Origin of the sequence: Quadrisphaera sp. RL12-1S, from assembly GCF_014270065.1 — a bacterium.
Classification (GTDB): Bacteria; Actinomycetota; Actinomycetes; order Actinomycetales; family Quadrisphaeraceae; genus Quadrisphaera.
The window spans coordinates 115,072-128,874 of sequence record NZ_JACNME010000001.1; the positions used below are offsets into that span (position 1 = coordinate 115,072).

11 protein-coding genes are annotated in these 13,803 nt (G+C 75.1%); 6 read left to right on the forward strand and 5 right to left on the reverse strand.

Annotated elements, in window-relative coordinates; genetic code table 11:
* Nucleotides 1–35: 35 nt before the first annotated feature.
* The 4 genes from H7K62_RS00480 to trpS form a co-directional block, all read right to left on the reverse strand.
* Nucleotides 36–2,561 carry a glutamate--cysteine ligase gene (locus H7K62_RS00480; protein WP_370591531.1) on the reverse strand — a complete coding sequence of 842 codons (2,526 nt, stop codon included), beginning with the start codon at nucleotides 2,559–2,561 and terminating at the stop codon, nucleotides 36–38.
* 29 nt (nucleotides 2,562–2,590) lie between these two features.
* The gene (locus H7K62_RS00485) at nucleotides 2,591–3,706 is read right to left on the reverse strand and encodes a YihY/virulence factor BrkB family protein (protein ID WP_186715407.1); all 1,116 of its coding nucleotides are present in this window, start codon (nucleotides 3,704–3,706) and stop codon (nucleotides 2,591–2,593) included.
* Nucleotides 3,707–3,796: 90 nt separating this feature from the next.
* Entirely contained in the window at nucleotides 3,797–4,399 is a 603-nt protein-coding gene (locus tag H7K62_RS00490; protein WP_370591532.1) for a 2'-5' RNA ligase family protein, read from the reverse strand.
* A 24-nt stretch (nucleotides 4,400–4,423) separates the two neighbouring features.
* Nucleotides 4,424–5,428, reverse strand: coding sequence for a tryptophan--tRNA ligase (gene trpS / locus H7K62_RS00495; protein WP_370591533.1), 1,005 nt, complete (start codon nucleotides 5,426–5,428; stop codon nucleotides 4,424–4,426).
* Between the two features lie 131 nt (nucleotides 5,429–5,559).
* On the opposite strand from trpS, the gene H7K62_RS00500 reads away from it, so the two are divergent.
* From H7K62_RS00500 to H7K62_RS00525, 6 genes are all read left to right on the forward strand, one after another.
* On the forward strand, nucleotides 5,560–6,366 hold the full coding sequence (locus H7K62_RS00500; protein ID WP_186715409.1) for a DeoR/GlpR family DNA-binding transcription regulator: 807 nt from the start codon (nucleotides 5,560–5,562) through the stop codon (nucleotides 6,364–6,366).
* A gap of 132 nt (nucleotides 6,367–6,498) precedes the next feature.
* On the forward strand, nucleotides 6,499–7,638 hold the full coding sequence (galT, locus tag H7K62_RS00505; protein WP_186715411.1) for a galactose-1-phosphate uridylyltransferase: 1,140 nt from the start codon (nucleotides 6,499–6,501) through the stop codon (nucleotides 7,636–7,638).
* Nucleotides 7,635–8,990, forward strand: coding sequence for a galactokinase (gene galK / locus H7K62_RS00510; RefSeq protein WP_222436845.1), 1,356 nt, complete (start codon nucleotides 7,635–7,637; stop codon nucleotides 8,988–8,990). The genes galT and galK overlap by 4 nt, the downstream gene beginning before the upstream one ends.
* 168 nt (nucleotides 8,991–9,158) lie before the next feature.
* Nucleotides 9,159–10,613: an ABC transporter substrate-binding protein gene (locus H7K62_RS00515; protein ID WP_222436846.1), complete on the forward strand. Its 1,455-nt coding sequence runs from the start codon at nucleotides 9,159–9,161 to the stop codon at nucleotides 10,611–10,613.
* 116 nt (nucleotides 10,614–10,729) lie between these two features.
* On the forward strand, nucleotides 10,730–11,578 hold the full coding sequence (locus H7K62_RS00520; RefSeq protein ID WP_186716383.1) for a carbohydrate ABC transporter permease: 849 nt from the start codon (nucleotides 10,730–10,732) through the stop codon (nucleotides 11,576–11,578).
* Nucleotides 11,575–12,507 carry a carbohydrate ABC transporter permease gene (locus H7K62_RS00525; protein WP_186715412.1) on the forward strand — a complete coding sequence of 311 codons (933 nt, stop codon included), beginning with the start codon at nucleotides 11,575–11,577 and terminating at the stop codon, nucleotides 12,505–12,507. The genes H7K62_RS00520 and H7K62_RS00525 overlap by 4 nt, the downstream gene beginning before the upstream one ends.
* Nucleotides 12,508–12,566: 59 nt before the next feature.
* Here the strand turns inward: H7K62_RS00525 and H7K62_RS00530 are convergent, their stop codons facing one another.
* A complete protein-coding gene (locus H7K62_RS00530) occupies nucleotides 12,567–13,757 on the reverse strand; it encodes an osmoprotectant NAGGN system M42 family peptidase (RefSeq protein ID WP_370591534.1) in 1,191 nt (396 codons plus the stop codon).
* Nucleotides 13,758–13,803 lie beyond the last annotated feature (46 nt).

Consider the following 13,803-nt stretch of genomic DNA (forward strand, 5'->3'; position numbering starts at 1 on the left):
CGTCGTGCTGGTCCGCCCCGCCGTCCGGGGCGCCGTCAGGTGAGCAGCCAGGTGTCCTTGGCGCCGCCCCCGCGGGAGGAGTTCACCACCAGGTCTCCCTCGGGGGCCACGCGGGTCAGGGCCACGTCGGCCACGCGGGCGTCGCCGCGGCCGTCGCCGACCACGTGGGCGAACACCCGCAGGTCCACGTGCCGGGGCACGAGGTCGCCGCCGACCAGCGACGGCAGGGAGGACAGCTGCACGAGCTCCTGGGCCACCCACCGCTGCGGCGCGGCGGCCACCTCGGCGCGGCGGGCCACCACCTCCGCGGCGCTGGCAGCGGGGCCGATCATGACGCCCGCGCCGCCGTGCCCGTCGACGGGCTTGGTGACCAGCTCGCCGATGCGCTCCAGCGCCGCGCGGCGCTCCGCGTCGTCGCCGAGCAGGTAGGTGGGCACCTGCTCGATGAGCGGGCGCTCGGACAGGTAGTAGCCGATGAGCTCGGGGACGGCGCGGTAGACGGCCTTGTCGTCCGCGACGCCGTTGCCGGGCGCGTTGGCCAGGACGACCGCGCCGTCGGCGGCCGCGTCGAGCAGCATCGCGCCGACGGGGCGCCCTGCGCCGTCGACGAGGTCAGCGAGGTCGGCGTCGAGGCGCAGGTAGACCGCCCCGACGCGCTCGGGCCGCCGGTGGCCGCCCGTGGCGAGCACCCGGCCGTCGACGACGTCGAGGTCGCCCGCCCCCAGGAGCAGCAGGCCGGCACCGGCGGCGAGGGCCTGGTGCTCGTACCAGGCCCCGGAGCCGGGGCCGCTGGACAGCAGCGCGGCGCGGGTGCCGGGGCGGGCGTGCGCGAGCAGGGTGGCCCGCAGCCGCTCGTAGTACGCGGCCGGTGCGGCGAGCCCGTGCGGGCGTGGCACCTCGGGCACGACGGCGTCGAGGAGGTCGCGGGCGGCCACAGCGAACGCGGCGCCGCTGGGGTCGCGCAGGTTGTCCTCCAGGACGCGCCAGCCGCCGTCCTCCCCGCGCACGAGGTCGAAGCCGATGACGGTGGCCCGCACGGCGCCCGGGGGGACGCGGCGCCCCTCCTCGCGCCACCCCGGCGCTCCCACCGCCGCGGAGGCGGGCAGCAGGCCGTCGGTGACCACGCGCTGCTCGCCGTAGACGTCCCGCAGGAAGCGCTCCAGCGCCACAGCGCGCTGCTCGAGCCCCTCGCGCAGCTGCGCCCACTCGTGGCGGCCCAGGACGCGGGGGACGAGGTCGACGGCGAAGCGCCTGTCGTGCCCGCCCACCCGGAAGTGCAGGGCGGCGGCGTCGGCCCAGGCGTCGCGGGCGTGCTCGCGCCGGACCAGCTCGGCGGGACCGAGGTCCTCCAGGGCCCGCAGCACGGGCGCGTACAGGGAGCGCGGCTCCGCCGACGGCGCCACCGCCTCGTCACCGGCGCGCACCCGGTAGCGGTGCAGCGCCTCGGTGCTGGGGGGACGGCCACCGGCGGGGCCGTGGGTCTCCTCCACGACGAGCCTGACGACGTCGTCGAGGTCCCCGGTCTCGGCCATCGCGGCGCGCTGGCGGTCGGCGGAGTTGCCGCGGGCCAGGGCCCGCTCGGCCAGCGCGCGGACCTGCTCACCGTCGCCGAGCTCGTCCAGCACCGGCGCGAGGCGCTCGACGAGGGCGCGGACGACGTCGGCGGCGGCCACCGGGTGCGGGTGCTCGGACCTGTCCAGCAGCCGGCCCCGCAGGCCCCCGCGCGCCGCCTGCCAGAGGGCTGCGCGGTGCAGCGGTGCGGGCCGGTCGCGCAGCGGGAGGCCGTGCTCGACGGCCACCTCGGCCTCGCGGACCAGCGCGCGGAACAGCCCGGCGATGAGCACGGCGTCGTCCACGAGGGGGCAGGCGTCGCAGACCCGCAGCTCCAGGGTGGGGGCGTGCGCCGAGGGCCTGACGTCGAAGTACGCCATCTTGGCGTCGGCGATGACCCCGGAGCCGATGAGGTCCGCCAGGAGCGCGTCGTACTCGGCGGCCGAGGCCAGCGGCCCGGTGGCGCCGGCGGTGGGCCAGCGCTGCCACACCGTGGTCCGGATGCTGGCGTAGCCGGTGTCCTGCCCGTTCCAGAACGGCGAGCTGGCGGACAGCGCCAGCAGGACCGGGAGGTCGGGGGCGATGCGCTGGGCGATGTCCACCGCGAGGTCGCGGTCGGCGACACCGACGTGCACCTGCGTGCCGCAGATGAGCTGCTCGTCCACCAGGAGCCGGTACTGCTCCTGCATGCGGCCGTACCGCCCGGTGGCGGTGAGCTCGAAGTCGGGCGGGGTGGAGCGCGGTGCGGTGCCCACCGCCGCCACGCCGAGCCCCTCGCGCGCGGCCACCTCCACCAGCTGGCGCCGCAGGCGCAGCAGCTCGGTGCGCAGGCCGTCGAGGGTGTCCACCACCGCGGTGTTGGTCTCCACCGTGGTGCGCTGGATCTCCGCGGAGTAGCCCTCGCGCGGCAGGCGCGAGAGCACCTGGGGGGCCCGGGCCGAGAGCTGCAGCGACTCCAGGTCGATGAGGTGCAGCTCCTCCTCGGCTCCGAGCGTCAGCGCGGAGGCCACGGGCGCACCCTAGCCCGAACGGGTGGCCCTCAGGTCCTGCGCCTCGAGGGTCGCAGCGCTGCGAGCACGCCCCTCGTCCCCCCTACGAGGAGGGCGGCCCCCGTCGCCACCGACGCGCCGAGCACCACGCCCGCGGCCACCTGCACCCGGTCCGCGGCGCGCTCCGAGTGCGACGGGACGTGGTGCGGCAGCGACGCGCGGGCCAGCGCGGCGTCGGCGGCGGGGCCCACCGGCGGGCCGATGACCGGCTCGCCCTGACCGGCGGTGAGGTGGGCGACGACGACGGGGTCGGTGGCCGCCCACGCGGCGGTCGTGAGGACCACGCGGAAGAGGATGTTCAGCCAGACCAGCAGACCGGCGATGACGCCGGCGGTGGCGAGCAGGGGGTTGGACGTCCCGGTGAGGAACCCCAGGCCCTGACCGGCGAGGATCTTCAGGACGCCGAACAGCGCGGCCCCCAGCAGCGCCGCCGAGCGCAGGTGGCGCCACGGGATGGCGAGCCGGCTGAGCACGCGCAGCAGGATGAGGAAGATCACCCAGTCGACGGCGAACACGATCGCGATGCCGAGGACGTACAGGAGCGCCTTCGAGACCCAGCTCTGCTGGAGGCCGACCAGTCCCAGGAGCCACGGCGCGGCGGCGTTCACGGTGATCGAGGCGACCGCGGAGCACAGCAGCGCCAGCCCGAGGGTGATGAGCATCCCCAGGTCGCGCAGCTTCTGCCACCAGATGGCGCGCTGGTCGGTGGCGACGCCGAACATGGCGCGCACCCCCTCGCGCAGCGCGTCGATCCAGCCCGTGCCCGCCAGCAGCGCGACCACCAGGGTGATGGCGCCGGTGGTGGACAGCGCGTCGGTGCTGAGCAGCGCCTGCGGGTCCAGCGCCGCGCCGGAGCCCTTCCCGCCCAGGAGGTTGGGGACGTAGCCGTTGATGGTCCTGACGACGGTGTCGAGCAGCGTCGGATTGGCCGCCAGCACGCTGCCGGAGACGGTGAAGAGCAGCACGAGGATCGCCGAGAGCGAGAACAGCGCCACGTAGGCCAGGCCGCCGGCGAGGATCTGCCCGCGCTCACGGCCGTAGTGCGCCAGCGCCCGCCCCAGGTGGCTGGCCTGGTACCTCTGCCACAGCCCGAGGACGGCGCCCATCAGCCGGACCTCGGCGCGCAGCGGACGGAGCGGAGAAGGGCGATCACGCCGTCGATCGTGGCCCAGCCGGGCCCGCGGCGCGCGCCGGGCTCAGCCGCCCAGGCGGAACGTCTGCACCGAGCGCCAGCGGCCGTCGGCGCCCAGCTCGTACAGGTCGACCTCGTCGACGTCGAAGGCGGCGTCGTACCCCGCGAGCTGGTCGCTGGCGAGGTCCAGCGCCTCGTCCTCCAGCTGCTGGGCCACCGTGACGTGCGGGTGGAAGGGGAAGCGCCGCTGGGTGCCCAGCACCCCGGCGCGCACCCGCTCCTCCAGGGCCGTGCACTCCCCCGCACCGGCGCTCAGCCGCACGTAGACCACCGGGGTGACGGGCCGGAAGGTGCCGGTGCCGTCGAGCACCACGCGGAACGGGCCCCCCGCCGCCGTGGCGCGCGCGAGGTGCTCGCGCACCGCGGGCAGGTCAGCGCGCCGCACCGCCGTCGGCGGGACCAGCGTCACGTGCGCGGGCACCGTGCTGCCCAGGGGGTCCCCGAAGCGCTGGCGCCACGCCTCCAGCTCCGCGGCCCAGGGCTGCGGCACGGCGATCGCCACCCCGATGAGCACCTCCCCCGCCGCGGGGACCACGGAGAAGACGCCGGTCAGCGCCGCAGCGCCCGCGGCGGGCACCACGCCGGCCGCTGACCTCGTCGTCGTCACGTCGTCCTCGTCCAGCGCGGTCCCTCAGCGGGGGGCGGGCAGCAGGCCCACCCTGTCGAAGGCGCGCGCGAGCACCGCCGAGGCGCGCTCGCGGGCGCGCTGCGCGCCGCGGGCCAGCAGCGCGTCGAGCTCGGCCGGGTCTGCCAGCAGCTCCAGGGCGCGCTCGCGCACCGGGGAGAGGGCCGCCACCACGACGTCGGCCACCTCCACCTTGAGGTGCCCGTACCCCTTGCCGGCGAACCGGTCCTCCAGGGAGGCGATGCTCTCGCCGGACAGCGCCGAGTGGATGGTGAGCAGGTTGGAGACGCCGGGCTTCTCGGCCGGGTCGAAGCGCACCTCGGTGCCGGTGTCGGTCACGGCGGAGCGGATCTTCTTGGCGGTCTTCTTCGGGTCGTCGAGGAGCTCGATGATCCCGTTGGGCGAGGACGCGCTCTTGCTCATCTTGGCGCCGGGGTTCTGCAGGTCGTTGACCTTCGCGGTGGCCGCGACGATGTGGACGTCGGGCACGACGAAGGTGTCGCCGTACCGCGCGTTGAACCTCTGGGCGAGGTCGCGGGTCAGCTCCAGGTGCTGGCGCTGGTCCTCGCCGACCGGCACGCGGTCGGCGTCGTGCACGAGGATGTCGGCGGCCTGCAGCACCGGGTAGGCGAACAGGCCCACGTTCTGCTGGTCGGCGCCGAAGCGGGCGGTCTTGTCCTTGAACTGCGTCATCCGGCTGGCCTCGCCGAAGCCGGTGAGGCAGTTGAGCAGCCACGCCAGCTGCGCGTGCTCGGGCGCGTGGCTCTGCACGAAGAGCGTGGAGCGCTCCGGGTCGATGCCCGCCGCGAGGTACTGGGCCGCGGTCACGCGGGTGCGCTGGCGCAGCGCCTCCGGGTCCGGGGAGACGGTCAGGGCGTGCAGGTCGACCACGCAGTAGGTCGCGTCGTAGGTCTCCTGCATCGACACCCAGTTGACCAGCGCCCCCAGGTAGTTGCCGAGGTGGAGCGAGTCGGCGGTCGGCTGCATGCCGGAGAACAGGCGGGCTGGCACGCTCCCAGTCAACCACCAGCCCCCGCCGCCGCGGATCAGGCCGCGTCCGAGCGCTGGTCGGGCGGCTGGTCGGGCGGCTGGTCCCGTCCGGAGGTCCGGCACCGGGCGTCGAACGGCCGTAGCCTGCGGGGGTGCTCGCCCGGCAGCGCCAGGAGCGGATCCTGGAGGAGGTGCGCTCCCACGGCGGGGCGCGCGTCAGCGACCTCGTGAGCGCCCTCGGGGTCTCGGAGATGACCGTCCGGCGCGACATCACCATCCTCGCCGGCCAGGGCCTCGTGGCGCGGGTGCACGGTGGCGCCACGGCGCTGTCGGCGCGGTCGGACGAGCCCGGCTTCAGCGCCAAGTCCCGGATGGCGCTGCCCCAGAAGGAGGCGATCGCCCGGGCCGCGGCCGCACTGGTGGCCCCGGGCTCGTCGGTGGCGATCTCCGCGGGGACGACGACGCACGCGGTCGCGTCCGCCCTCGTCGACACCCCGGGCCTGACGGTGGTGACCAACTCCCTGCCCGTGGCGCAGGTGCTGCACGAGGCGTGGTGCGGGCCGGACGGGACCAGCGCGTCCGGCGGCTCGGTGGTGCTCACCGGAGGCGAGCGCACCCCCTCGGACGCCCTCGTGGGCCCGGTGGCGGTGGCGGCGCTGCGCTCGCTGCACGTCGACACGCTGCTGCTCGGCGTCCACGGGGTCGACGCGGAGGCGGGCCTCACCACGCCCAACCTCGTCGAGGGCGAGACCAACCGGGCGCTGGTGGCGGCGGCGCGGCACGTGGTGGTGGTCGCGGACTCCACCAAGTGGCACGTGGTGGGGCTGGCCGGCATCGCGCGGCTGGAGGACGTCGACGTGCTCGTCACCGACGACGGCCTCCCGCCGGCCGCCCGCGAGCTGCTGGCCGCGCGGGTGGGGCGGCTGGTCGTCGCGGAGCGGGACCCGGGACCGGCCTGACGGCGGCGTTCGTCGCCGTCCCCACAACGACCAGGAACCACCAAGAGCGAACACTTCCGCACAGCGATGCGCGCGAGTAGCGTTCGCTGGCAGGCCTGCGGACCGCCGGCCACCAGCTCCAGGAGGACGTCGATGGCGCACGTGCGGCGCACCGACCGGCAGATGGCCGACGGACGGCCCATCCACTACTTCGACGACACCGAGCCGTGGCTCTCCGGGGCCCAGGAGCGCTCCGCGGTCGACACCCGCGACCTGCCGGCGGTGGCCACCACCTCGACCATGAGGTGGGACGTGCTGACGGGCGAGTGGGTCGCCCACGCCGCCCACCGCCAGGACCGCACCTTCATGCCCCCGGCCGACCTGTGCCCCCTGTGCCCCGCGCGCCCGGGCAAGGAGCCCGGCGAGGTGCCGGAGGCCGACTACGACGTGGTCGTCTTCGCCAACCGGTTCCCCTCCTACGCGGGGGCGGGCACGGACCTCGCCTCGCAGCCGGAGTCGCTGGTGGACGGCGATGCCCTGTGGCCGGTGCGCCCGGCCGTCGGGCGCTGCGAGGTGGTCTGCTTCACCGCCGACCACTCCGCCACCTTCGCCTCGCTGCCGGTGTCACGGGTGCGGACCGTCGTGGAGGCGTGGGCCGACCGGACGGCGGAGCTGTCGTCGCTGGCCGGGGTGCGCGAGGGCGGCGAGGTGTTCGTCTTCGAGAACCGCGGCAAGGAGATCGGGGTGACGCTGCAGCACCCCCACGGGCAGATCTACGCCTACCCCGCACCCACCCCGCGGACCTCCCAGCTGCTCGTGCAGGCCCAGCGGCACCGCGCCGCGCACGGCACGTCGCTGCTCGCCGACGTGCTCGCCGCCGAGCAGCGCGCCGGCACCCGGGTGGTGCTGCGGGGCGAGCACTGGACGGCGTACGTGCCGGCCGCCGCGCGCTGGCCCGTCGAGTTCCACCTGGCACCGCACCGCGACGTGCCCGACCTCGCGGCGCTGGACGCCGGCGAGCGCGACGAGCTGGCGGTCGTGTACTCGGAGATGCTGCAGCGGCTGGACCGCTACTTCGACGGCGTGGACGCGCTGCCGTACATCTCGGGCTGGCACCAGGCGTCGCTCGGCGCCGACCGGGAGCTGGGGCGGCTGCACCTGCAGGCCTTCTCCGTGCTGCGCCAGCCGGGCAAGCTCAAGTACCTCGCCGGCTCGGAGTCCGGGGTCGGCGCCTGGATCAACGACACGACGCCGGAGCGGATCGCCGACCGGCTGCGGGAGGTGGCTTCGTGACGACGACGACGACGTCGGACGCTGGGAGCGCAGCGGCGCAGGGCGCGCCGACGTGGCTGGAGGCCGCGCCGCCGTCGGCGGCGGCCGACGCCGCGGTGGCGCTGTTCGCCGGGCGCTGGGAGGGCCAGGCCGACGGCGTCTGGTCCGCGCCCGGACGGGTCAACCTCATCGGCGAGCACCTCGACTACAACGGCGGCCCGGTGCTGCCGCTGGCCCTGCCGCACAGCACGGTGGCCGCGGTGCGCGCGCGCCACGACGGCGTGGTGCGCGTGGTGTCGTCCGCCGACCTGGGATCGGAGCCGAGCGTGTGGCAGGGGCACCTGTCCGACGTCGGCCCGGGAGCGCCCGAGGGGTGGGCCGCCTACGTGGCGGGCGTGCTGTGGGCGCTGGCGCAGGCCGGCCACGCCGTCGGCGGTGTGGACGCCGCCGTCGTCTCGACCGTGCCGCTGGGCGCGGGGCTGTCGAGCTCCGCGGCGCTGGAGTGCGTGGTGGCCCTGGCCGTGGCCGACCTGGGCCGGCTCGGCGAGACCTCGGCCGACGCGTTCCGCGCCGGGCTGGCCGCGGCGTGCGTGCGCGCCGAGAACGAGGTGGCCCGCGCCTCCACCGGTGGGATGGACCAGGCGGCGTCGCTGCGGTGCACCGCCGAGCACGCGCTGAGGCTCGACAGCGCCAGCGGAGCGGTCACGCAGGTGCCGCTGCCGCTGGCCGAGCACGGCAGGGCTCTGCTGGTCATGGACACCCGCGCGCCGCACCGCCACGCCGACGGCGAGTACGGCTCCCGGCGCGCTGCCTCGGAGCGGGCGGCCTCGCTGCTCGGGTACGGGCTGCTGGCGGAGGCGGTGGCCGAGTCGGGCGGGACGGCGGAGGGCGCGTCGGCGGTGCTGGAGCGGCTCCGGTCTGCGGCCGTGGCGGCCAGCGAGACGCCCGAGCGCGTCGAGGAGCTGGTGCGCCGCACCCGCCACGTCATCACCGAGACCGCCCGGGTGCACCAGGTGGTGTCGCTGCTGACGTCGGCGGCGCAGGGCAGCTGCGTCGGCGTCAGCGGCGTGGGCGCGGTGGCGTGCATCGACGACGTGGGCCCGGTGCTGTCGGCGTCGCACGCGTCGATGCGGGACGACTACGAGATCTCCTGCCCCGAGCTCGACGTGGTGTGCGCGGCGGCGGAGGCCGCCGGCGCGCTGGGCGCGCGGATGACCGGCGGCGGGTTCGGCGGGTCGGCGGTGGCGCTGGTGCGCGCCGGGACCGAGGAGGCCGTGGCCGCGGCGGTCCGCGCGGCGGCGCTGGAGGCGGGCCACCCCGAGCCGGCGTTCCTGCGGGCCCTCGCCTCTCCGGGAGCCTCCCGCCTGCGCTGACCACCCTCCTCCTCCCTCGTCGCAGCCGAGCGCCTGCTCGCGGTTCCCGCCCCCTCCGGAACCGCATCCCGGCGCTCGGCTGCGGTCGTGATGGCTTCGAGATCGGGAGGAAAGGTGCTTACCGGACGGTCGGGTTAGCCTGATCCAGTCACGGAGCAGGGACGCTCGGTGACCAGGTCCGACGACGAGGAGGTCGACGTGCCCGATCCGTGGACACCGCTCACCCGACCACGCAGCAGCAGGCGACCGAGCCCACCGCCGACGCGCCGCCAGGTGCTGCGCGCCGCCGGTCTCGGCATCGCGGGCCTGGGCGCCCTCGGTGCCACGGCTGCCTGCGGCACCCCCGGCACCGCCCCGGCCGCCGGCGCTCCGCTGCCGGCCGCGAGCCCCGGCGAGGTGGTGAGGCTGCAGTACTGGGCGTGGCTGAAGGACCTGCAGAAGGTCTGCGACGTGTGGAACGCCAAGAACCCCTCGGTGCAGGTGGAGGCCGTCTGGATCCCCGGTGGCAACTCCGGCGGCTACCAGAAGATCTTCTCCGCGCTGGCCGCCGGCTCGGGCCCGGACCTCGCGCAGATCGAGGTCCGCACGCTGCCCAGCTACCTGCTCCAGAACGGCCTCGCAGACCTGTCCGCGTACGGCTTCGGGGACGTCATCGGGTCCTACGACGAGGGCCTGGCCAGCCAGGTCCGCCTGGACGGCAGGCTGTGGGGCGTCCCGCAGGACTCCGGCCCGATCGGCTTCTTCTACCGCACCGAGAGCCTCGAGGCCGTCGGCGCGCAGCCACCGTCCACGTGGGAGGAGTGGCTGGAGGTCGCGCGTGCCATCCACGGCAACGACGCCGGCCACTGGATCGACAGCTTCAACGCCGGCGACCCCACCACCTTCATCTCCATCGCCACCCAGGCCGGGGCCACCTGGTTCAAACCGGAGGGCGAGGAGTGGGTCATCGACATGACCGACGACGCCACCGCCGCCGTCGCGACGCTCTTCGACACCGCTCTCGACGAGGGCCTGCTCAACACCGCCCTCCCCCCGTTCTCCGTCGGCTGGTTCGCCGCGGCCGGCAGCGGCGCCATCGCCAGCCTGGTGTCCGGCTCGTGGGCCGACGCGCTCATCGAGGGCACCACCGGCGGAGAGGGCCAGTGGCGCGTCGCGCCGGTGCCCACCTGGGCCTCCGACCCGAGCCTGACGAAGGCCGTCGGCTCGAGCTACCTCGGTGGCTCGACGGCGGCCATCACCTCCACCTGCGCCCACCCGCGCGAGGCGCTGGCGTTCGCCACCTGGATGACCACCGACCCGGAGGGCATCGACGCGATGATCCAGTACAGCGGCATCGGCTGGTCGCCGGCCAGCGACTACATCGGGAAGGCCCGCCAGCAGCCGTCGGAGTTCTTCAGCGGCCAGTCCTACAACACCGAGGTCTTCCAGCCGGCCGCGCAGCAGCAGCGCACCGACTGGACCTGGTCGCCGGTCACGCTGCAGGCCATCAACATCGTGGCTGACGCGTTCCGCGCCCGGCTCACCGGCGGGTACCGCACCTGCCTGGACGCCCTCGCCGCGGCGCAGCCGCAGGTGGTGGCCGCGCACCGCGACAAGGGCCTGGCCGTGAGGGCCGCCTCGTGAGCGCCGTGGAGGCCTCCGGGCAGGAGACCAGCAGGACGACGACGGGCGCGCGGTCGGCGCCCGTCCCGCGCCGCCGGCGCGCGGGGGGCGCCCAGCGGAGGGCGCCGTGGCTGCTCATGGCGCCGTTCCTGCTGCTCTTCGCGCTGACGTTCGTCGCCCCGGTGCTCTACGCGGTCGGGCAGAGCTTCACGCGGGTGACCCGCGAGGGGCTGTTCGGGCAGGCCGGCGCGTCGTCGGGGTTCGCCGGGTTCGAGAACTACGCGCGGGCGCTGTCGGACGGCGGCTTCGCCGCGTCGGTGGGCCGCGTGCTGCTGTTCGGCGTCGTCCAGGTGACCGTGATGATCGTCGCGGCGACCGTGCTGGCGCTGCTGCTGGAGTCGGCCTCGGCGAGGTGGCCGGGCTTCTTCCGCACGGCGTACTTCCTGCCCTACGGCATCCCGGGCGTCATCGCGACCATCCTGTGGAGCTTCCTGTACGTGCCCGGCATCTCCCCGGTGCTGGGGCTGCTCGCCGCGGTGGGGATCGACCTGGACCCGCTCGCCCCGAGCACCGTGCTGTGGTCGATCGCCAACATCGTGACCTGGGCCTACACCGGCTACAACATGCTGATCATCGTCGCGCAGCTGAAGTCGATCCCGAAGGAGCTGTACGAGGCGGCGCGGGTGGACGGCGCCGGCCCGCTGCGCATCGCCCGGTCCCTGCAGCTGCCGCTGGTGCGTCCGGCGCTCGTGCTGGCGACGGTCTTCTCGATCATCGGGACGCTGCAGCTGTTCGCGGAGCCGCAGGTGCTGCAGGCGGTCTCCCCGGCGATCAGCAACGACTACACGCCCAACCTCGCCGCGTACAACTCCGCCTTCAACTACAACGACTACGGGGTGGCCTCGGCGCAGGCCGTGCTCATCGCCCTCGCGGCGTTCGTGCTGAGCGCGGTCTTCCTGGGCCTGACGAACAGGGGACGCCGATGACCACCACCAGCACCCCCGGATCCACGACGACGAGCACTGCCGGCGAGGGGCCCGCTGCGCCCCGGCAGGAGGCCGGCGAGGGAGCACGCCGCAGACGAGGCACGACCGTGCTGGTCACCGCCGTGCTCGCCGTCGTCACCGCGTACTTCCTGCTGCCCGTGTACTGGGTGGTGGTCGCGGCGACGAAGTCGACGCAGGACCTGTTCGGCACGAACGGCTTCTGGTTCTCCGCACGTCCGCAGCTGCTGAGCAACCTCGGCGCGGTCTTCACCTACGACGGCGGGATCTTCGTGCGCTGGCTGCTCAACAGCCTGCTGTACGCCGGCCTGGGCGCGGTGCTCGCCACCTACTTCGCCGCGGCGGCCGGGTACGCCCTGGCCAAGTACGACTTCCGCGGGCGCGGCCTGGTGCAGGCGCTCGTGCTGGGCGGTGTCCTGGTGCCGGGGACGGCGACAGCGCTGCCGCTGTTCCTGCTGTTCTCGCAGATGGGCCTGGCCAACACGTACTGGGGCGTGCTCGTGCCCAGCCTGGTCAGCCCGTTCGGGGTGTTCCTCGTGCAGGTGTACGCGAGGGCGACCGTGCCGGACTCGATGGTGGAGGCGGCGCGGCTGGACGGCGCGGGCGAGCTGCGCATCTTCCACGTGTTCGCGCTGCGGGCGCTGGCGCCGGCGCTGGTCACGGTGCTGCTGTTCCAGGTCGTCGGGATCTGGAACAACTACTTCCTGCCGCTGGTGATGCTCGCCGACCAGCGGCTGTACCCGGTGACGCTGGGCCTGACGGCGTGGCGCAGCCAGGTGGACCGGCTGCCGGAGTTCTACCAGCTGACCACGGCGGGCGTGCTGGTCAGCGTGGTCCCGCTGGCGATCGCGATGCTCGTCCTGCAGCGGTACTGGCGCGGCGGCCTGACGGAGGGCGCGGTGAAGGACTGACCGGCCCGCGGTCCACCGCAGCCGAGCGCTCGGCTGCGGTGGAGCGGGGCGGGGGGGGGTCAGGCGCCGGTGGCGTCCTCGCGGGCGGGTTCGCGCGGCGCGGGCTGCACCGACTCCGAGGGGAACTCCTCCAGCGGCCCGGCCGGGCGGCGGTCCCAGTCGGAGAACGTCAGGTCGGTCTGCAGGTACAGCACCAGCAGGCGCGTCAGCGCCACCAGGCCGTCGAGGTGCGTGCGCTCGTGGCCGTGACCGGAGTCGACACCCGCCCCGAGCAGCGCGGCCCGCGCCTCGATGCCCGCCTCCAGCGCGGGGGCGGCGTCGGAGCGGTAGTGGCGGTACACGTCGCGGCGCACGGGCACCCCGTGCTCGGCGCCGAGGGCCAGCAGCCGGCGCGACAGGTGGTAGTCGAACGGCCCGGTCATGTCCATCATGCCGACGTTGGCCGTGCGCTCCGAGCTCGCCTGGCCGGGGGCCACGACGGCGTTGTCGACGGCGACGAGCTCGGAGACGTCCCGGTCCAGGCCGTGCGTGGCGCCGAACCCGACCTCCTCGCCGATGGTCACGAGCAGCTGCGCGCCCACCCGCGGCACCACCCCGGCGTCGGCGAGCGCCTTCAGCGCGGTCAGGCACGCGGCCAGCCCGGCCTTGTCGTCGAGGTGGCGGCTCTTGACGAAGCCAGCGGGTGTGATCCGCGGGTCGGCGTCGAGCGCCACGAAGTCGCCCACCTGGATCCCCAGCGCCTCGAGCCCGGCCGCGTCGGAGACGGGCTCGTCCACGCGGACCTCCACCTGGTGCCAGCCGACGCCCTGGGTGTCGATGTCGTCGCCGAAGGCGTGCCCGGCGGACAGCAGCGGCAGCACGGTGCCGGTGTGGACGCGGTCGGGGTCGTCGGTCATCACGGTGACGTGGGCGCCCTCGGAGAAGCGCGCGCTGTGCGAGCCGACCGGCACCACCTCCAGGCGGCCGTTCTCCTTGAGCCGCTTGACCATGCACCCGATCGTGTCGGCGTGGACGACGACGGCGCGGCGCACCGTCGACCCGGAGCCGAGCCGCGCCCGCAGCAGCCCGCGGCGGGTCAGGTCGAACGGCAGCCCGAGCGCGGAGATCCGGTCGCCCACCAGCTGCATCACCGCGTCGGTGCGGCCCGACGGGCTGGGGGTGAGCAGCAGGTCGACCGCGGTGGAGCGCAGGTACTCCTCGTCGACCGGCAGGTCGCGGGGAGCGGGGTCCAGCTCAGGAGCGGTGGGCACGACCGGTCACGCTAGGGCTGCCGGGCCCCGCCGTCCTGTCGAGGCC